General features: G+C 62.8%; 22 protein-coding genes. 8 read left to right on the top strand and 14 right to left on the bottom strand.

Annotated features, from left to right (window positions below):
- The 5 genes from HRQ64_RS09380 to HRQ64_RS09360 form a co-directional block, all read right to left on the bottom strand.
- Positions 1–1,203, bottom strand: coding sequence for a DUF2336 domain-containing protein (locus HRQ64_RS09380; protein WP_172123102.1), 1,203 nt, complete (start codon positions 1,201–1,203; stop codon positions 1–3).
- 79 nt (positions 1,204–1,282) lie between these two features.
- Entirely contained in the window at positions 1,283–1,435 is a 153-nt protein-coding gene (locus HRQ64_RS09375) for a hypothetical protein (protein ID WP_172123101.1), read from the bottom strand.
- Between the two features lie 71 nt (positions 1,436–1,506).
- Positions 1,507–2,319 carry a transglycosylase SLT domain-containing protein gene (locus HRQ64_RS09370; protein ID WP_172123100.1) on the bottom strand — a complete coding sequence of 271 codons (813 nt, stop codon included), beginning with the start codon at positions 2,317–2,319 and terminating at the stop codon, positions 1,507–1,509.
- 67 nt (positions 2,320–2,386) lie between these two features.
- The gene (locus tag HRQ64_RS09365) at positions 2,387–2,635 is read right to left on the bottom strand and encodes a DUF2188 domain-containing protein (RefSeq protein ID WP_164854786.1); all 249 of its coding nucleotides are present in this window, start codon (positions 2,633–2,635) and stop codon (positions 2,387–2,389) included.
- 39 nt (positions 2,636–2,674) lie between these two features.
- Complete coding sequence (locus tag HRQ64_RS09360; protein WP_172123099.1) at positions 2,675–3,262, bottom strand: nitroreductase; 588 nt, start codon at positions 3,260–3,262, stop codon at positions 2,675–2,677.
- 309 nt (positions 3,263–3,571) lie between these two features.
- On the opposite strand from HRQ64_RS09360, the gene HRQ64_RS09355 reads away from it, so the two are divergent.
- Positions 3,572–4,435, top strand: coding sequence for a hypothetical protein (locus HRQ64_RS09355; protein ID WP_127752827.1), 864 nt, complete (start codon positions 3,572–3,574; stop codon positions 4,433–4,435).
- 88 nt (positions 4,436–4,523) lie between these two features.
- Entirely contained in the window at positions 4,524–6,347 is a 1,824-nt protein-coding gene (locus tag HRQ64_RS09350) for a hypothetical protein (RefSeq protein ID WP_172123098.1), read from the top strand.
- Positions 6,348–6,397: 50 nt separating this feature from the next.
- Here the strand turns inward: HRQ64_RS09350 and arfB are convergent, their stop codons facing one another.
- The 5 genes from arfB to HRQ64_RS09325 all read right to left on the bottom strand — a co-directional run bounded on the left by arfB (position 6,398) and on the right by HRQ64_RS09325 (position 9,933).
- Positions 6,398–6,829, bottom strand: a complete 432-nt coding sequence (gene arfB / locus HRQ64_RS09345; protein WP_172123097.1) for an alternative ribosome rescue aminoacyl-tRNA hydrolase ArfB — start codon at positions 6,827–6,829, stop codon at positions 6,398–6,400.
- Positions 6,830–6,844: 15 nt separating this feature from the next.
- Positions 6,845–7,075 (bottom strand): hypothetical protein, encoded by a 231-nt coding sequence (locus HRQ64_RS09340; protein WP_127752824.1) that lies wholly within the window; start codon positions 7,073–7,075, stop codon positions 6,845–6,847.
- 3 nt (positions 7,076–7,078) lie between these two features.
- Entirely contained in the window at positions 7,079–9,058 is a 1,980-nt protein-coding gene (gene thrS / locus HRQ64_RS09335; protein ID WP_172123096.1) for a threonine--tRNA ligase, read from the bottom strand.
- Between the two features lie 123 nt (positions 9,059–9,181).
- Positions 9,182–9,493, bottom strand: a complete 312-nt coding sequence (gene yidD, locus HRQ64_RS09330) for a membrane protein insertion efficiency factor YidD (RefSeq protein WP_172123095.1) — start codon at positions 9,491–9,493, stop codon at positions 9,182–9,184.
- Complete coding sequence (locus tag HRQ64_RS09325) at positions 9,490–9,933, bottom strand: iron-sulfur cluster assembly scaffold protein (RefSeq protein ID WP_172123094.1); 444 nt, start codon at positions 9,931–9,933, stop codon at positions 9,490–9,492. The genes yidD and HRQ64_RS09325 overlap by 4 nt, the downstream gene beginning before the upstream one ends.
- A gap of 142 nt (positions 9,934–10,075) precedes the next feature.
- Here HRQ64_RS09325 and folE point away from each other — a divergent pair, with 142 nt between their 5' ends.
- Entirely contained in the window at positions 10,076–10,699 is a 624-nt protein-coding gene (gene folE, locus HRQ64_RS09320; protein WP_172123093.1) for a GTP cyclohydrolase I FolE, read from the top strand.
- A gap of 40 nt (positions 10,700–10,739) precedes the next feature.
- Positions 10,740–11,189, top strand: a complete 450-nt coding sequence (gene hisI, locus HRQ64_RS09315) for a phosphoribosyl-AMP cyclohydrolase (RefSeq protein WP_172123092.1) — start codon at positions 10,740–10,742, stop codon at positions 11,187–11,189.
- On the opposite strand, the gene HRQ64_RS09310 is transcribed toward hisI, so the two are convergent.
- The gene (locus HRQ64_RS09310; RefSeq protein ID WP_172123091.1) at positions 11,186–11,920 is read right to left on the bottom strand and encodes a rhomboid family intramembrane serine protease; all 735 of its coding nucleotides are present in this window, start codon (positions 11,918–11,920) and stop codon (positions 11,186–11,188) included. The two genes, hisI and HRQ64_RS09310, sit on opposite strands and share 4 nt — an antisense overlap.
- A 179-nt stretch (positions 11,921–12,099) precedes the next feature.
- Here HRQ64_RS09310 and HRQ64_RS09305 point away from each other — a divergent pair, with 179 nt between their 5' ends.
- The 4 genes from HRQ64_RS09305 to HRQ64_RS09290 all read left to right on the top strand — a co-directional run bounded on the left by HRQ64_RS09305 (position 12,100) and on the right by HRQ64_RS09290 (position 15,063).
- Positions 12,100–12,747, top strand: coding sequence for a PAS domain-containing protein (locus HRQ64_RS09305; RefSeq protein ID WP_164854785.1), 648 nt, complete (start codon positions 12,100–12,102; stop codon positions 12,745–12,747).
- Positions 12,748–12,869: 122 nt separating this feature from the next.
- Complete coding sequence (locus HRQ64_RS09300; RefSeq protein WP_127752816.1) at positions 12,870–13,502, top strand: PilZ domain-containing protein; 633 nt, start codon at positions 12,870–12,872, stop codon at positions 13,500–13,502.
- A gap of 55 nt (positions 13,503–13,557) precedes the next feature.
- Positions 13,558–14,211, top strand: a complete 654-nt coding sequence (locus HRQ64_RS09295; protein WP_127752815.1) for a sulfite oxidase-like oxidoreductase — start codon at positions 13,558–13,560, stop codon at positions 14,209–14,211.
- 51 nt (positions 14,212–14,262) lie between these two features.
- Positions 14,263–15,063: an ion channel gene (locus HRQ64_RS09290; RefSeq protein ID WP_127752814.1), complete on the top strand. Its 801-nt coding sequence runs from the start codon at positions 14,263–14,265 to the stop codon at positions 15,061–15,063.
- A 1-nt stretch (position 15,064) separates the two neighbouring features.
- Here the strand turns inward: HRQ64_RS09290 and HRQ64_RS09285 are convergent, their stop codons facing one another.
- From HRQ64_RS09285 to HRQ64_RS09275, 3 genes are read right to left on the bottom strand one after another with little or no spacing between them, the layout of a single operon-like run.
- Entirely contained in the window at positions 15,065–15,826 is a 762-nt protein-coding gene (locus HRQ64_RS09285; RefSeq protein WP_172123090.1) for a 5-oxoprolinase subunit PxpA, read from the bottom strand.
- The gene (locus HRQ64_RS09280; protein ID WP_172123089.1) at positions 15,823–16,731 is read right to left on the bottom strand and encodes a biotin-dependent carboxyltransferase family protein; all 909 of its coding nucleotides are present in this window, start codon (positions 16,729–16,731) and stop codon (positions 15,823–15,825) included. The genes HRQ64_RS09285 and HRQ64_RS09280 overlap by 4 nt, the downstream gene beginning before the upstream one ends.
- Positions 16,728–17,399, bottom strand: a complete 672-nt coding sequence (locus HRQ64_RS09275) for an allophanate hydrolase subunit 1 (protein ID WP_172123088.1) — start codon at positions 17,397–17,399, stop codon at positions 16,728–16,730. The genes HRQ64_RS09280 and HRQ64_RS09275 overlap by 4 nt, the downstream gene beginning before the upstream one ends.
- Positions 17,400–17,413: the final 14 nt, after the last annotated feature.

Genomic DNA, 17,413 nt, shown 5'->3' with positions numbered 1-17,413 from the left:
TCAGGCTGCAGGCAAAGCCATTGGCTCGACCACCGGGGCAGGCAGCGCGCGATCAAGGCTGGCTTCCTCGGCAAAGGCGGCCATGACCCCGCGGGCGGCCTGGCGTGCCAAGGCGATGTTCTGCTCGCTGAGGTATGCAAAAGCTTCTTCGAGCTCGGCTGGGATGACACCGGCATGCTCGGCGATCAACTCTTCGGTGAGCGCCGTAACCACATAATGGCGAGCGGCAGCATCATCGACAAGATCGGTAGCGCGGGCATGCAGCACAAGGCGGGCGAGGAGGTTGCCCACCCCCTGCCCCAGCCCACATCGCGACAACAGCGCATGCAGCGCAGGCCGGCTGCCGCGCTCAAGAATGGCGAGCACCTTGGCATGCGGTACGTCACTGAGTTCGGCGAGGCACGCGGCGAAAAACATCACGTGACCGGTGACCATGGCATGCAGCAAGACGCGGGCATTAATCCGCGAGGTCTCCACCAGAGCCGAAACATAGTTGGATGGCCCGGCAACGGCTTCACGTTCCCCGATCGAGGATACCGCAGTGTCCTCGCTGTTGCGGAGCAGGCGGTTGAGCCGCTCGGTGGCAAGCGATCCCTTGACCACGCGGCAATTGCGCAAGGCTGCGCTGATTTTTTGCACCAGCAGCAGGCGCGCATCGGCCGGCAGGTCGTCGCGGGCCAGCAGCGCCCCGCGGAACTGCGCTTCATCCCCATGCGTCGCGGCCAGGTTCGAGAGTAGCGGCGCCGGCAAATCAATCTCCGTTCGCCGCAGCAGTCGCAGCGTAATGGGCCGGTCGCCACAGGACACCAGCGCCGCCGCAAGGCGCGGGCTGATGCGGTCGCGCTCGCTGATCGCCAGCAGCAGGCCGGGCTCGGCGGATTGTACCAGGCCGAACAGGTCGGCATCGATCAGCACGGGAGAATATTGGAGCACGGCGCGTGCGATCACTGCGCTGTCGTGCAGCAGTGCCAGGATGATCGGACGGGGCGCGTCGGACGAGTGAAGCAGTCCATAGGCTAACGCTGCGCGTACCTTGACCGAGGGATCATCCAGAAAACCGATCAAGGCGGCATAAAGCGCGGCCTGTTCATCGGCGGGACCATGGTGGTTGAGATAAGCGATCGCCGACAAATGCGCGGCGCGACCTCGATCCTCGCTATCGGGGGACTGACACAGCGACACGAACTCCTGATAGCCAACCATGACTCACTCCGCACACACACGCGCAGAAAGTTCTAAGTCACGGAGACTTAAGGAAACGTTCACCATGATAGCGGTGCAATCAAGTGCCTGTCAGGAGGGCGAAAAGGTGGAGCGCCAGATGCGCCAAGCCGATCACGGCGAGCCAACTCGCCACCAGCAAGCCGACAAACACCCATCCTGGCGGGATGCTCAACTCGTGGCTGGGCGCGAACGGAACAGAGTGATGGCGCATGGCAGGCCTCCCGGCTGCTGTGTCAGCGTTTTGACAGGAACGTCATGACGCCAACCGGGTTCCGATTCTTGTCAGGGGGCGTAGAGCTGGGTGAAAAAGGCCGAGCCTGGCTCCGGGGCAATCTCGGGCGCAGGCGAGGTGCCTTGGTTGGTGAACAGGCCCGTGAACGACATATTGGCCGGGGAAAAGCGTGAGGGCACCACCTCCGGTGCCGGCACCGTGGATGGTGGCGCTACACCCGTCAACTGCTGGGCCGCGAAACTCGCATTGGCGCCGCCGGCTTCATGCTTGGACACCAGCACGCGATAAACGTCACGGATCGTGCGCGGTTGGCCATCGGCATAAAAGATCGCGCGATTGGCCGCGGCCTGGCGGGGAAACAGGTTCGCGGCGATCTGATCGGGGTTCTGCAAACCCGCGGTGAACATGCGCTCGGCGCCCTGGGCCCCGAGGAAATGGGCAATATAGAGCTCGCCCGCGCTGGGCATGCGGCCGAAACGGGATTGCAGGTAGTCGCCGTTGGTCTTGGTGAAGGCCGCGGCGAGATCGGCGGCGATCTGCGGGTCTTCCCGCAATTTCAGGATCTGTTGGCGAATCTGGGGGTCGGCGATGAAGTAGTCGCCCTCGCTGTTACGCTGGATGTTATTGGCATAATCGCCATAGCCAAGCCGGGGGCCCTGCTCCTTCATGACCTGCATCCAGGTGCTTTCGAGAAACTGGAACAGCCCGGTGGCCGAGGAGGTCTGCGCCTTCGCCTGCGGATTGAGGCTACTTTCACGAATGGCGGTTTGCAGCAGATAATCAAAATCGACGCCGTTGCGGTCGCCGGCGGCATTGAGCACATAAGCCAGGCTTTGTGGCACTGCGATTGGTTGAACGCCCATGCGCGGCACGGTTCCAGAAACTTGCCGCTGAACTAAGCGACGGATATGGTTAATGCCGCGTTAAGGCTCAAGCCTTGGTCGCCAGGGGAGCACCCTCGTCTCCGGTATTTCTTGAGGTCCACGCCGTGTGGAAGTTCGATTCAATGTCCTGCACCAGCACTTCCACGTCCTCGCCGTCGTTGTACTCGGCCTGGGCCGCAGCGATGGCGATCTCGATGGCTTCTTCCTTGCTGGTGAACGGCCCCTGGTCGGTGCCGCGATAGCTGACCTTCCATTGGCTTTCGCTGCGCGCAACGATGTAGTGATGCTCGGCCATGGCCATTCCTCCCTTTCCGCAACAACGCGGTGGGAGGTTCTATGTTGCAGAAGGCGTCCAGCGCGTCACCACATCGGCAAGCGCCGGGCGGGGGCGATCCTCGATCGTTGCGGTAGGGGTGCCGATATGAACGAAGCCGACAAAGCGTTCGCCTGGCCGTGCACCAAGTGCGGCAGCGGCGGTTTCATCATAGCTATACCAGCGGGTAACCCATTGGGCGGCAAAGCCCATGGCATAGGCCGCATGAACAAGGTTGAAGGCGACATTGGCCGCCGACAGCAACTGCTCGAATTCAGGAATCTTGGGGTGTGGCTTGGCGGTGGAGAGCACGCCCACGGTCAAGGGCGCCGGCAAGAACTGGCGGCGCTCCAAATCCATAGCCACGGGCTCGATCGCGGGGTTCTTGGCTGCAGCAATTTCGGCCAGTTTCTCGCCGGCGGCCAGGCGATCTTCGCCTTGGATCAGAATCAGCCGCCAGGGGGCCAGCTTGCCATGATCAGGCACGCGGGTGGCGATTGTCAGCATCTGCTCGAGTTGCTCGGCGGTGGGCCCGGGCTCCTTAAGGAAAGCCATGCCCACCGACCGGCGGGTCAGAAGATAATCAAGCATGGCCTGGTTAGCGGGCATGGAAATTCTCCGTTGTTGGGGCTGCCATAGCAAGTGCGCCGGGACCGGGCCAGTCCAGAACCACACAAAATGGTAGCTATGCCCATGCCACTGTTTTCAACCGGGATGGTCTGTGACACAGCTTCTCCCCAATCGCCGCCTAGCATCCGCGCCTGATATCAGCGCCGGGGGGGGGCGACTGTCTGGCCTGGAGTTAACATGCGTTTGCGACCGATCCTTGCTGTTGGACTGACTCTGGTTTTCGGAGCCCAACTGCCATGGGGGTCACCGGGGCCATTGGCCCAGGAGGAAAGTGCGGAGTCGCCGCCCATGCCCCGCCCGCGGCCACAGCGTGAGGGCGGCAGTGGGCCAGCCGCGCCGGGCAGCACGCCCGCCACGGCCGCCATCAATGCGCTGACATCCGCACCCCAGCCCGTTTCGCTCACTGCCAAGATCACTCAGGACGGGGCAGTCGTTCCCAACGGCCTGGTTTGGCGCATCTTCGAACCCACGCCGGACGCCAGCGGGGAGCTTCCCCTTGTCGCCAAATCCGATGAGGGCACGGCCAAGCTGGAACTGGCGCCCGGAGATTACGTGGTCCACATCGCTTATGGCCGGGCTCAGATCAGCGACACGGTGACGGTTGTTGCCGGTCCCAACGAAAAAAGCTTTGTGCTCGATGCCGGTGCCTTGCGGCTCAATGCTGCAGTGACGGGGGACATCCCGATCCCACCCGACTTGCTGCGGTTCGACATCTTCCTCGAAGAAGCCACCGGCAGCGTGCCCATCGCGGAGGGCCTGACGCCCAACGACATTGTAACGCTCAATTCCGGCACCTACCACGTGGTGTCCCATTTCGGCACGATCAATGCCGAAGTGCGGGCCGATCTTCGGGTGGAGCCCGGCCAACTCACCGACGCAACGCTTTATCATCATGCCAGTCAGGTTGCCTTCAAGCTGGTGTCCGAGCCGGGCGGCGAAGCCATTGCTGACGTGGAATGGACGGTGAAAAACTCGGATGGCGCCACCCTCTTTACTGATCTGGGCGCCTTTCCCTCGACCGTCCTGTCCGCTGGCGACTACGTCGTGCTCGCAAAGATCGGCGACAAGGTGTTTGACCGCGCCTTCCAGGTGCAACCGGGATCAGCCCAAGACATCGAAGTGCTGACAGCGGTCACCAGCCGCCCAAGCTAGGGTGTTCGGGCGCGACTTGCCGGCACGGGGTTTGTCTGCCGGCCAGCCTATAGTATGCAGTGGGGGCCGAGTGGCGAGGAGATCCCCAATGTTGTTTTGTGACCGACCCCATCGCGGCCTCGCCGCTCTTGTCACCGCCTGCATGCTCACCGTCGCTCTGCCGGTTGGAGCCGCCTGGGCGCAAAAGATCAAGAATCCGGCGCCGGAGGTGTCCCAGCCAGCCCCAGCTCCGGCGGAGGTAACCACGACCCAGCAGGTCGAGATCGATACGATCGAGGCGGTGGACTCCAATCTTGATGAAGCCACGTTGCGCGAGATTTTCAGCGGCAATATCGCCGACAATGCCGAAGCGCTGGCGTCGCTGTCCGCCACCAGCATTACCATCCCGGCCATCAATGTCCGGATCGAAACCACAAGCGGCGACAACGACACCACGCAAAGCACAGTCGTATTTAATGATCTGGTGCTCACTGATGTCGTGAATGGCGTTGCCGCAACCGTGTCGCTGGGCGGCACAACTGTAGAGAGCGAAGACGAGGGCAGTGCACAGATGGGCGCCATGACGGCGGCCACGCTCGACATCAGCGCGGTGCTCGGTCTTTACGGACTGGTCCAGACCAATCCTTCAAATGAGCTGACGCCGCTTTACACCAATTTCAACTTTGAGGGCGGCTCGTTTAAAGCCCCCGAAGTCAGCTGCACCATGGGCCCGATCACCATGGCCGAAGTGAAGGGCCGGCCGCTCCGCCATTCCATGGCCGAAGTCATGGCCCTCTCCAGTGCGCTCGACGATCAGGATGAGGACGACGAGACCCCCTCGCCAGAACTGATGGGCGCGGCCTTGCGTATGTATGCCGACATCTTCACCGCCTTTGAAACCTCCCCGGCCCAGTTCGGCGGTTTTGATTGCAACGGCGTCGATGACGAAGACCGCCCGCTTACGGTCGGGGTCAAGAGCATGAGCATGGCCGGGCTGTCCCCCGGCATCTATCCCGAGATCACCATCGAGGGCATGACCATCGCGGTTGAAGGCGATGGCCACTTCGAAATGGGCCGCGCGGTCTTCAAGCAGATCGACCTCGCTGGCCCGATTGCCGCCATCGAAGCGGCGCCCGAGGCGATCGACCAAGCCTGGCTTGATGCCAATGCGCGGGAGCTCGTGCCCGCCTTTACCGGCTTCTCACTTGAACAGATCAGCGTCGATGTGCCTGATCCGGAAGACAGCTCCGTGCGCATCAAGGGCAGCCTGGGCGCGTTCGACCTGACGCTGGCCGAATACCGCAACGGCATTCCCACCGATTTCCTGATGTCGGCGACCAATCTAGCCTTCGCCTTGCCGGAAGACACGAGCGACCCGCAGTTGGCGCAACTGCGCGCGCTGGGTGTCACCGACATCGATGCCGGCTTCAAGATCGCCGCGGCCTGGAACGAAGCCACGAGCAGCATCGACATCAACGAGATCTCGGTGACCGGGGCGGATTTGGCGACTATCGTCATGACCGGCACGCTGACCAATGCTACGGCCGAACTGTTTGACCTTGATGCCGATACGGCGCTCGCTGCCGGCATGGAACTGGCCGTCGGCAAGCTCAATGTCGATGTGAGCGATCAGGGGCTCACCGACATCATCTTTGCCGCCGTTGCCGCTGAGCAGGGCACCCAACCAGAAGCGCTCCGGCCAATCTTTGCCGGGCTGGCCGAGGGCACGATCGTGGGGCTGCTCGCCGGCGCCGCTGATGCACAAAATGTCGGGCGCGCCATCAACACCTTTGTCAGCGGCCAAGCCAAGAACCTCAATATCGATGTGGTGGCCAAGGAGCCGGGCGGCGTCAGCGTCGTGGACTTCATGGCGGCCGAAGAGGATCCCAAGGTTCTGATCGACAAGGTGACAATCAAGGCCACCGCCCAATAAGGTCAGGCTCAATCCAGCGCCGCCGGCAAACCACAGCCGGCGGCGTTGCCTTACTCAGCGTCCGGCCGGCTCGTGCGCAATTGCTTGGTGGCGGAGCGGATCGACTTGCCTTCGAGCCGGCGCCGCTTGGAGGCCAGTGTCGGGCGAGTCGGCACCCGGGCCTTGGGCACATGCGCGCCCGCCACCAACAAGCCAATCAGCCGCTCGAGCGCATCGGCGCGGTTCATCGGCTGGTCACGGTGGCTGTTGGCGGTGATGACGATCACGCCGTTCTTGGTCAGGCGCTTGCCTGCCAGCGCCGCTACCCGCCGCTTCATGCCTTCGGGGATGGAGGGGGAGTTGGCCAGGTCAAAGCGCAGCTGCACCGCGCTTGAGACCTTGTTGACGTTCTGTCCGCCCGGCCCGGCGGCGCGCACGAAGGTTTCCTCGATCTCGCCGGGATCGATCGAGATGGAGCGGGTGATGGGGATCGGATCGGCCATGCCCGCTTCCTCGGCTTAGCGCTTCAGCCGACCGGCAAAGATGATTTCACCTTCATGCACCGTCAGGCCCTTGATCGTGGCCTTGAAGCGGTTGGGGTGCCCCTCGGCAGGAACAACCCAACCCTTCTTTTCCATGCCAGCAAACACCTTCTCGCCGATGTCCTTGAAGTCATCGGGGCCAAGAATGTTGTCTTCGCCCAGATGGGTCAGGGCCTTGAGCTCGCGGTTGGACGGACGTTGCGGCACGGTTCAGGCAGCCTTTTGCTGGAGATCGGGCGGGGTCGCTTCTGCCATCAGTGCCACGATGGCATCCATGGCCGGCATGACCTTTTGCCCTTCGGTGCCGAGTCGGCGCACGGAGACCGTACCCTCCTCGGCCTCGCGCTTGCCCACCACGAACATGAGCGGCACCTTGCCCACGGAGTGCTCGCGCACCTTGTAGTTGATCTTTTCGTTGCGGGTATCAAGTTCGGCCCGGACGCCCGCTTCGCGTAGCTGGCGCACCAGCTTTTCGGCGTAATCGTCCGCTTCCGAAACAATGGTGGCGACCACGACCTGGGTCGGAGCCAGCCACATCGGCATCTTGCCGGCATAGTTCTCGATCAGCATGCCGATGAAGCGCTCGAGCGAACCAAGGATCGCCCGGTGCAGCATCACCGCATATTGGCGCGAGCCGTCCTCGGCGATGTAGGTGGCACCCAGCCGCTCGGGCAGCACATAATCGAGCTGCAGCGTGCCGACCTGCCAGGAGCGGCCAATGGCGTCCTTGAGGTGGAACTCGAGCTTGGGTGCATAAAATGCCCCCTCGCCTTCCGCGATCTCGAAATCATAGCCGGTGGCGCGCAGCGCATCGCCCAGCGCCTTTTCCGCTGCATCCCAGCGCTCGATCGTGCCGCCGAACTTTTCGGGGCGCGTGGCGAGTTTGATCACCACATTGTCGAAGCCCATATGGGCGTACACGGAATACAGCAGATGCACGAAGTGCTCGGTTTCGCTCTGAATCTGGTCTTCGCGGCAGAAGATATGCGCGTCGTCCTGCGTCATCTGCCGAACGCGCATCAAGCCATGCAGCGCACCATGGGCCTCGTTGCGGTGACAGCAGCCGAATTCGGCCATGCGTAGCGGCAGATCGCGATAGCTCTTGATGCCCTGGTTGAAGATCTGCACGTGGGCCGGGCAGTTCATGGGCTTGAGTGCCATGAGGTCGCCCTTGCCCGACAGCACCGGACCTTCTTCCTCAGTGCCAGGCACTTCATCGGGCACCACGAACATGTTCTCGCGGTACTTGCCCCAGTGGCCCGACATTTCCCAAAACTTCGAGCTCATCAGCTGCGGGGTCTTCACCTCCACATAGCCCGAGGAATTAAGGCGCCGGCGGATATAGGCTTCCATCTGGTTGTAGAGCACATAGCCGCGCGGATGCCAGAACACCGAACCCTGCGCTTCGGGCTGGAAATGGTAGAGGTCCATTTCCTGACCGATCTTGCGGTGGTCGCGCTTTTCGGCCTCCTCCATCATGTGGAGATAGGCTTCCAGCTCATCCTTGGTGGCAAAGGCCGTGCCGTAAATGCGGCTGAGCACCGGGTTATTGCTGTCGCCTCGCCAATAAGCGCCGGCCACCTTGGTCAGCTTGAAGGCGTTGCCGACATCCTTGGTCGAGCGCATATGCGGGCCACGGCAAAGGTCGATCCATTGGCCCTGCTTGTACATCTTGAGCGTCTGGTCAGCGGGAATGGCATCCACCAGCTCGACCTTGAAGTTCTCGCCGCGCGCATTGAAGAACGCCTTGGCCTGGTCGCGCGTCCAGATTTCCTTCGTAAAGGCAGCACCGCGCTCGATGATTTCGGCCATCTTCTTTTCAATGGCGGGAAAGTCTTCCTCGCTGAACGGCTCGTCGCGCTTGAAGTCGTAGTAAAAGCCGTTCTCGATCACCGGACCGATCGTCACCTGCGTGTCGGGCCACAATTCCTGCACGGCTTCGGCCAGGACGTGGGCGGCGTCGTGCCGGATCAGCTCCAGCACATCCTTGGAGCCGCTGTCCCGCGTCACGAACTCGATGCGGCCATCCGCTTCAAGCGGATCGCTGAGATCGCTCAACACGCCGTTCCAGCGCATCGCCACCGTCTTTTTCGCGAGGCTCTTGGAGATACCCTCGACGATCTCGGTGCCGGTGGTGCCGCGCGCATAATCGCGAGCTGCACCATCGGGGAACGTCACCTTGATCGTCATTGTTTCTCTCCAGAAATGGGTTCATGCCGCGCTGTTCGCGGCAAGGCGGGCCTATCTAGCACGCTTTACGTTTATTGCCACCTGAGCACACCAAAAACTCGGTGCTGCCGCAGCTTCCAGGTCCTAGCGCCATCGGCCATAGCGCCAGGGTTGCCACCAGCGACCGCTGCTCGGCAGGGTTTCGGGCACCGGATCATAGCCGTGGGTGCCCCCGGGCCGGCACCGGCTCCAGCGCGCCAGCCCCATCCAGCCGCCGGGCCAGAAACCGAAACGCCAGATCGCCTCGCCGGTATATTCCGAGCAGCTCGGCAAATGCCGGCAGGTTCGCCCCACAAAGGCTGAGAGCGTGTAGCGATAGATCGTGATCAGCAACACCGCCACGAGCTTGAACGGGAGATCGATGGCGCGCCAGAACGCTTGGGCGGACGGCTTCATCGGGGCTCGGTCTTGCCTTCGATGGTGTCGAGCGCTTCCGCCACGGCGTCGAACACCAGAAGGGTCGAAGCGTGCCGCGCCTTGTAGTCACGCACGGGCAGCAGATAGCCCAGATCGCTCCACTTGCCGGCGGGACCCGTCCCTTCAGCCTGCAGCATCGCGTACATCTGCGCCCGCAACTCACGAAACGCACTGACATCTGTGCCCACGATTTCGCGCGCCACCACCGCCGCAGAGGTCTGCCCGAGGGCGCAGGCGGAGAGATGATGGCCATAGCCGGTGATCACCCCGTCCGTCACCTCGATATCCACTTCGATCAGCGAACCGCAGACGCGGCTGACCTTGCGCGCCGAAGCATGGGGCTGCGCGAGGCGCCCCGGCTGGACAGCATTGGCCGCCAGATCGAGAATACGCTCGGAATAGAGATCGCTAAGTTCCATCAACCACGAAATTCTGTTTCTTGTGAGAGCCCGCCACTCCCTCTATATAGGAGCGCGCATGCCTTGTAACAGGCGCGGTTTCATCTGAACCGGTCACTTTCCCGCTCAGCCCGCCTGCTTGCCGGCCGCTACCGGAGCCGCCATGGACGCTCTATCGAAAACCGCTGTTCCCGTTGCCCCCTTTCCGGCGCCAGTGCGCCGTCCCACCCAGGAGGAAGCGGAAGCGGCCGTGCGCACGCTGATCGCCTGGGCTGGAGATGACCCCAACCGCGAAGGCCTGCTGGAAACGCCTAGCCGCGTGGCCAAGGCCTATCGCGAGTTCTACTCCGGCTACGAACAGGACGCGGCAGAGATCCTCTCGACCACTTTCCGCGACATCAGCGGCTATGACGACATAGTCCTTCTGCGCGATATCCCGTTCCACTCCCATTGCGAGCACCACATGGTGCCCTTTGTCGGCAAGGCCCATATCGCCTATCTGCCCGTTGACGGGGTGGTTGGACTTTCCAAGCTGGCTCGCCTGGTTAATGTGTTCGCGCGCCGGCTGCAGACCCAGGAAGCGATGACGGCGCAGATCATCGACGCCGTCACAGCCAGCCTTACGCCCCGCGGAGCCGCCGTGATGCTCGAGGCCGAGCATATGTGCATGTCCATGCGCGGCGTGCGGGCCCATGATGTCACCACGGTCACTCATCGCTTCACCGGCGTGTTTGCCGAGGACCGGGTGGAGCGTGACCGGTTTTTTGCGATGGTAACGCGAAGCTGACCGGTTGGCAAAGCCGCCAGGTGCAGGATAAACCAGCCCCATGAACATTACCTTTGCCGATCCCGCGAGCCTGTCCCCTGCCGAACTGGAGGAAGGCACCGCCTTTGCTCCCCGGTTCGATGCCAATGGCCTCATCACCGTTGTCACCGTGGAAGCGGGCAGCAATGCCGTGCTGATGCTGGCCCATATGAACAAGGAAGCCCTGCGGCTAACGTTGGAAACCGGCATCGCCCATTACTGGTCGCGCTCGCGCAACGCGCTTTGGAAAAAGGGCGAAACCTCGGGCGAGCTGCAGCAGGTCACCGAGCTGCGACTCGATTGCGACCAGGACGCCATCGCCCTTACCGTTGAGCAGACCGGCCGCGGCGCTGCCTGCCATACCGGCCGCCAGAGCTGCTTTTACCGGCGCGTCGTGCTCAACGAAGGCGAGCTGATGCTTGAAGACGACGGCTCGCCGCGCCTCTTTAATCCCGACGAAGTCTACGGCTAAGGCCGCCGCTCAAACAAACCGACCATCAACAGACCCGCAAAAAAGCCACCCAGATGGGCCTGCCAGGCAATGCCCACATTGGTGCCGGTCAGCATGGGCAGGAGCGGCACCGCCGCATTGAGCACCACCCAGATCAGCACGAACATCCGGGCCCGCTTGTCGCGGAACAGCTCGGGCAGGCTCGCCAGCCGGCGCCCGAGAATCACCTGCTCGCCGGTTTCGGGGTCCACCCCCACCAGCACTGGCTGGAAAAAGAATCGCACTGCCGCGCCGGTGAGCCCCGCCACGCCACCCGAAGCCCCGATGAGGTAAGCCCCGTTCCACAGCGTGGTGGCGGCAAAGGCCGCCGCACCGGCGATCGAGGACACGCAAAAGATCAGCAGCATCGGCACGGCGCCATAGCGGCGCGCGACCGGGGTGCCGAAGATCGCGAGCCAGGCCACGTTGACCAGCAAATGGTCCCAGCTGCCATGCAGGAATGCATGGGTCAGCGGGGTCCAGAGCAGCGGCACACCGAGGCTGGGGTCATCAAAGGCGGCAACGATTCGCAGCGGCAGAAACCCACCCCAGAAGATCAGCTGATTCCACCCGTCGGGGTTAAGGATCAAGGTTGACGCCAGGTGAATGGCGACCAGCACGCCACAGAGCGCCGTCACCGAACCTGGCAGCAAGAAAACCGGTTCGCGCCCGGCAGCACCGGCCTCACCGGCTGGGGGGCCTTGTTCGGCCATGTGATCTCTCCGACTCTCAGGCGCACTGCCCGTTTGCGCTTCTTTATCCACAATCGGGTGGGCGCGTTAACCTTAAGCTTTGATTAATGGCGCAATTGTCGGGCCATTTTGCCATGGTTGAGATGCGGCGAAAGCGTTCCATGGGGGGAATGCGCGCCCATTCCGCAACTGGGTCGACCATGCAAAAAACGAGCACCAAAACGCTCTATGATTATTGGAACAAGCTGCGGGGTTCCCGCAGCGCTCCAGACCGCAAGGATATTGACCCGGCCCGCATTCGCGATGCCCTGGGCAACACCTTCATCCTTGAACTGGACGAGAACGACAAATTCTCGTTCCGCCTTGCTGGTTCCCATCTGTGCAACAGCTATTGCCGCGAACTCAAGGGCCGCTCCTTTTCCGCCCTCTGGCATGAACGCGATCAGGATGCGCTCGATACCCTCCTGCGTGCGGTGACCGAAGACCATGCGGTGGCGCTGGTAACCTTCAGCGGCACCACGGCAATCCACACCAAGGCCAGCTTTGAAACTATCCTGATGCCGTTGCGGCACAATGGCTCCACCCATACCCGCCTCTTGGGCGCGATGACGGCCGTCAATGAGCCCTATTGGCTGGGCGTGCAGCCGATCATCGAGCAGCGCATTTCCGGCCTGCGGTTGATCTGGCCCGATGATGTGGCGCTGGAGGAAACCGTCAGGGACGTATCAGTGCAGGTGGTGGGCGAGCGCAGCTATTCCGCCTCGGCGCCAATGCCCGCCACCGTTTATGGCCGCTCCGCCCGCCGCTACGCCCATCTGGCGGTGATCGACGGCGGTCGTGGTAAGTAAGGCCTTGCCGCAGAACCTGCAGAAACACGCCGATCTGCGCATCTTTGGCGCCCAAATTCTTACAACTGTTTAACCAAAGCTCGATAGGTTTGCGTGGATAACGCTCACCATCGGTCTGGCGCATGCTCAGCGACGCAATACCTTCTCCGCGCTTCATCGCCCCGGCCCGCACGCGTGCCGAGCCCATTCAATTCCAGCGCGTCAAGGTTTCCGTCCTTGGCCGCTATATGCTGGCGGACCGCCGCGAGTTCCCCTGCCAGATCCTTGAGATGTCGCCCGGCGACGCGGTGGTCGTCGCGCCCATCAGTGGCGTTGTGGGGGAAAAGGTCATTGCGTATGTGGACCTTGTTGGTCGCATCGAAGGCACCATTCTCGCCCAGATCGATGGTGGGTTCTGCATGAACATCGCCGCCTCGCCGCGCAAGCGCGACAAGATGGCGGCCCAGCTGACCTGGCTCGCCAACAAGGAACTGCTGAACCTGCCTGAAGATCGCCGCCACGAACGTGTGGTGCCCGATATCCGCCATTCCAGCGTCGTGCTGGATGATGGCCGACGCTACAACTGCAAGATCATCGACATCTCACTCTCGGGCGCCGCGGTGGAGCTGGATGTGCGCCCCGCCTTGGGCACGCCGATTACGCTGGGCCGCATGCGCGCTCGCGTCGTGCGCCATTTCCAGAACGGGGTTGCGGTGGAGTTCGCCTCTGCCCAGGAAATGCTGACGGTGGTACAACAAAACCTGCGGATGAACTGACGCCGAAACTTCGGTGCACCCCGGCGCGTTCGCTTACCCAGAAGCGGAGCGCGCGATGGCAGACGATCTGACACAAGACAGCAAACTGACCCGCACCAAGGCGAAATGGGCCGCCGAGGGTCGCTTCATCACGGGCCGCACCAGCCGCCCCGAGGATAGCCGCTTGCCTCCAGGCCAGCACCTGGTCAAGAACTGGCCGGTGCTTGATCTGGGGATCGAGCCTCCCATCAATCTGACCAACTGGAAGCTCGACGTCACCGGGCTCGTGGATCGGCTGACCACACTGGATTGGAACGGCTTCATGGCCCTGCCCCAGGTGAACCCAGTTTCAGACATCCATTGCGTCACCACCTGGTCGCGCTACGACAACCACTGGCAAGGCGTTTCCACTCAGGAGTTGGCGGCGCAGGTCGGGTTGCAGCCCGAAGCGCAGTTCGTTCACCTGTTCAGTAATGACGGCTACACCACCAACTTGCCCGTCGCCGATTTCCTGGTGGAAGATGCGGTTCTGGCCCATAGCTGGGAAGGCACCCCGCTGACCGCCGAGCATGGTGGCCCGATGCGCCTCGTCGTGCCCCATCTTTATTTCTGGAAAAGCGCCAAATGGTTGCGCCGGATCGAATTTGCGGCCACAGACCAGCCTGGCTTTTGGGAAACGCGCGGCTATCACAACCACGGCGACCCGTGGCGTGAACAACGCTATTCCTGACCAGCTCACTATGGCAACCGCCACCCGTTTCCCTTGATAGGTCACGATGACATGGATCAGCCCGACCGAGCCTCCAAGCGGAGCGGCTTTACACGCCTGCGCTCGACGCTGCGCGTCTTGTATCACGGTCAGTCGCCAGCGGCGGTTCGCTTTCAGTATCTTGTGCTGGTGGTGGACCTCGCGATCATCGGGTTTTTCATCGCCTCTCCCCTGATCCGGGATCAGGATGCCTTTCTGTGGCTGGATTATTCCATCGCCGCCTTGCTGGGGCTGGACATCATCGCCCGCGCGCTGGCCACCAACAACTTTACCCGCTGGCTGCGCCAATTGCCGGTGATTATCGACATCTTCATCCTGCTGACGCTCCTGGCGCCCACCTGGTTCTTCAATCTTGGCTTTTTGCGCATCATGCGCCTGTGGACCTTGACCCGCAGCACCGTCTTCTGGCGGCCGCTCCGCAAGCGGGGATTGGCCCAATATCAGGAAACCATCCAGGCGGTGATCAACCTGCTGGTGTTCCTGTTTGTGGTCACCGGCTTTGTTTACACCGTGTTTGCCGGCCGGGGCGGCGGGATCGCCGGCTATGTGGACGCGCTTTATTTCACCGTCACCACGATCACGACCACGGGCTTTGGCGATATCACCCTGCCCGGCACGACGGGAAAGCTCGTTTCCATCGTCATCATGTTCGTCGGTATCTCATTGTTCGTGCGCCTGGCGCAGGCGATCTTTCGCCCCAACAAGGTGCATTTCCCCTGTCCGCAATGCGGGCTGCAGCGGCACGATCCCGATGCGGTTCACTGCAAGGCTTGCGGGCATATTCTTAACATCCCCGACAGTGGCCACTTCTGACCTAGGCTGGCTGTTGTTCGGGTAGCTGGGCGGCAATGGTGACCCCTGCGGCTTCCAGCGCCAGCCGCACCGCCCGCCCCAGCTCCACCGCCCCGGGCGTGTCGCCATGCAGGCAGATCGAGCGCGCCGACGAGGTCAGCACTGTTCCATCAATGGCGACAATCTCGCCGGCCAGGGCCAGCCGCAGGCAACGCGTGATTACGGCGTCCGGCTCATGGATCACCGCTCCGGTCTCCGAGCGCGACACCAGCATCCCTGCAGGCGTATAGGCACGGTCCGCATAGGCTTCCCGAATCAGGGGCAAACCAAGCCCCTCGGCGGCCCGCACCTGTTGGCTGTTGTCGAGCGACAGCACTGCCAGTTGAGGATCCGTTGCTTTGATCGCCCCGAACACCTGCGTTGCAAGCTCAAGGTCTTCCGCGGTCTGGTTGGCCAGTGCGCCATGCAGTTTCACATAGGCCAGTTCAGCGCCCACATCCTCGGCAACGGAGCGGATCAGCTGCATCTGCGTGCTGATCTGTGCGAGCAGTTCCTCGGCAGAAATATCCATCCGGAAGCGGCCAAACCGCGCCGGATCAGCATAGCCGGGATGAGCCCCAGCCCTGATTCCCCGCGCCTTGCACAGCTCCAGGACATGGCGGATGGTGGCCGCATCCCCCGCATGGCCGCCACAGGCGATCGAAGCACTCGAGACGATCGCGAGCAGCGCATCATCACCGCCCATGCCTTCGCCAAGATCGGCATTGAGATCAATCGAGATCATGGCGTTTCTCCGCGCAGCAAACGGTGGGCATGTTCGACAGTGACTGGTTGGAATGCAATTGTGGTTCCGGGGCGCTGTTGCGCGAACCGATCCAGATCTGCCGAGATCACCGTCGCAATGCGGGGATAGCCGCCCGTGGGCTGATGATCGCGCATCAGCACGATCGGCGTGCCATCGCCCAGGATCTGGATATCGCCCGGAACAATCGCGTCAGACACCAGCGATAGCGCGCCCGCACCGGCAAAAACCCTCTCGGCATCGCGCAAGCGCACGCCCATTCGGTCCATTTGTGGGCTCACCTCGAAGCGTCCCGCAACAAAGGCCTGCCGTGTTTGGGGCGAGAACAGGTCGGCATGGATGCCCCAGACCACACGAAAGGCGCTGTCGGCGGGCACCGTCGTTGACCGCTGCAGTCTCGGTGCACCGCTGGCGCCCACTCCAAGCTCCAAGCGATCACCGGCCTGCAGCGGCCGCCCGGCCAATCCCCCCAATTGCGCGCGGCTGTTGGTAGCCAGGCTACCCAGCACGGCCGGCAGTTGCAGGTCCCCATCGAAGCGAAGATAGCCATAGTTCCCCGCACCACCGGGCGTGATCGCCACTCGATCGCCGACCCGCAGCAACACCGTTCCCGGCCAATTCACCGGTTCGCCGTTGTGGCGCACCGTAAAAGCACCGCCGGCAAAGCCGATGCGGCAGGAGCCGGCAGTTACGGCCAGTTCGAGCCCCGCCATGGTGAACTCGATGCCCCCAAGCGCTTGGACGCCCAACATGTCCGCTGCCAACGCAAACCCGGCCGTGTCCATTGGTCCCGACGCACTGATCCCGCTGGCCAGCAAGCCAGAGCGGCCCTCGTCCTGAATGGTCGTGAGCGGCCCCGCCCGGAGAATCGTAATGGTCGCACTCACGCTTGCACCTCGAACTGAACGGCGTCGCCAGCCGCAAGCCGCGTTGGCGCTGCGGCGGCGGGGTCGAAATTGCGAAACTCGGTGCGGCCAATCACGTGCCAGCCCGTCGGGATTTCCGTGGCGGCAATGGCGGTCTGCCCGGCCGCAAACAGCACACTACCGGCGGGCACGGCGCGCCGCACTGCCGTGCGCCGCGGCAGCACCAGTTCGGAGCCGTGAAAACCACAATACACAAAGCCCGGCGCGAAACCGGTCGCCAGCACCCGCAGTGGTGCCCGGTTATGGGCTTGCACAAAGGCGTCCGCCTCCATGCCGAGCAGCGCCGCCACCTCTGGCAGGTCGGGGCCAGCCGCGCCGCCGAAGCGCGCCTTGATCTTGTGCTGCTCCCCTGACTCCGCTGCATTGTCCAACCCGGCCAGCCGCAACCGCAGTTCACCGGCCAGCTGCCCCGGGTCGGTGAGCGCGGGATCATACCGCACCAGCACAGACACCAGATTGGGCGTGATTTCGACTACCCCTGGCACAGGCTGCGACCCAAGCAGGTGCGCCAGCGCTACCGCAGCATTGTTGGCGCTTTCGCTTAAGCTCGTGGCAAAGCGCACCAGCACTGCCGCGTCACCGAGCGGCAAGATGGTGGGCTTGACCCGTGGCAGGCCTGCGTCAGACATGGCGCACAAAGTCC

It is taken from the genome of Devosia sp. 919 (assembly GCF_013185965.1).
GTDB lineage: Bacteria > Pseudomonadota > Alphaproteobacteria > Rhizobiales > Devosiaceae > Devosia.
The sequence above is the reverse complement of the archived record's forward strand: the minus strand, read 5'-3'. Positions and strand labels throughout refer to the sequence as shown.

Excerpts from the sequence above, each read along its gene's own strand:
- HRQ64_RS09380 (WP_172123102.1), bottom strand. The coding sequence starts at position 1,203 with ATGGTTGGCTATCAGGAGTTCGTGTCGCTGTGTCAGTCCCCCGATAGC.
- HRQ64_RS09375 (WP_172123101.1), bottom strand. The coding sequence starts at position 1,435 with ATGCGCCATCACTCTGTTCCGTTCGCGCCCAGCCACGAGTTGAGCATC.
- HRQ64_RS09370 (WP_172123100.1), bottom strand. The coding sequence starts at position 2,319 with ATGGGCGTTCAACCAATCGCAGTGCCACAAAGCCTGGCTTATGTGCTC.
- HRQ64_RS09365 (WP_164854786.1), bottom strand. The coding sequence starts at position 2,635 with ATGGCCGAGCATCACTACATCGTTGCGCGCAGCGAAAGCCAATGGAAG.
- HRQ64_RS09360 (WP_172123099.1), bottom strand. The coding sequence starts at position 3,262 with ATGCCCGCTAACCAGGCCATGCTTGATTATCTTCTGACCCGCCGGTCG.
- HRQ64_RS09355 (WP_127752827.1), top strand. The coding sequence starts at position 3,572 with ATGCCCCGCCCGCGGCCACAGCGTGAGGGCGGCAGTGGGCCAGCCGCG.
- HRQ64_RS09350 (WP_172123098.1), top strand. The coding sequence starts at position 4,524 with ATGTTGTTTTGTGACCGACCCCATCGCGGCCTCGCCGCTCTTGTCACC.
- arfB (WP_172123097.1), bottom strand. The coding sequence starts at position 6,829 with ATGGCCGATCCGATCCCCATCACCCGCTCCATCTCGATCGATCCCGGC.
- thrS (WP_172123096.1), bottom strand. The coding sequence starts at position 9,058 with ATGACGATCAAGGTGACGTTCCCCGATGGTGCAGCTCGCGATTATGCG.
- yidD (WP_172123095.1), bottom strand. The coding sequence starts at position 9,493 with ATGAAGCCGTCCGCCCAAGCGTTCTGGCGCGCCATCGATCTCCCGTTC.
- HRQ64_RS09325 (WP_172123094.1), bottom strand. The coding sequence starts at position 9,933 with ATGGAACTTAGCGATCTCTATTCCGAGCGTATTCTCGATCTGGCGGCC.
- folE (WP_172123093.1), top strand. The coding sequence starts at position 10,076 with ATGGACGCTCTATCGAAAACCGCTGTTCCCGTTGCCCCCTTTCCGGCG.
- hisI (WP_172123092.1), top strand. The coding sequence starts at position 10,740 with ATGAACATTACCTTTGCCGATCCCGCGAGCCTGTCCCCTGCCGAACTG.
- HRQ64_RS09310 (WP_172123091.1), bottom strand. The coding sequence starts at position 11,920 with ATGGCCGAACAAGGCCCCCCAGCCGGTGAGGCCGGTGCTGCCGGGCGC.
- HRQ64_RS09305 (WP_164854785.1), top strand. The coding sequence starts at position 12,100 with ATGCAAAAAACGAGCACCAAAACGCTCTATGATTATTGGAACAAGCTG.
- HRQ64_RS09300 (WP_127752816.1), top strand. The coding sequence starts at position 12,870 with ATGCTCAGCGACGCAATACCTTCTCCGCGCTTCATCGCCCCGGCCCGC.
- HRQ64_RS09295 (WP_127752815.1), top strand. The coding sequence starts at position 13,558 with ATGGCAGACGATCTGACACAAGACAGCAAACTGACCCGCACCAAGGCG.
- HRQ64_RS09290 (WP_127752814.1), top strand. The coding sequence starts at position 14,263 with ATGGATCAGCCCGACCGAGCCTCCAAGCGGAGCGGCTTTACACGCCTG.
- HRQ64_RS09285 (WP_172123090.1), bottom strand. The coding sequence starts at position 15,826 with ATGATCTCGATTGATCTCAATGCCGATCTTGGCGAAGGCATGGGCGGT.
- HRQ64_RS09275 (WP_172123088.1), bottom strand. The coding sequence starts at position 17,399 with ATGTCTGACGCAGGCCTGCCACGGGTCAAGCCCACCATCTTGCCGCTC.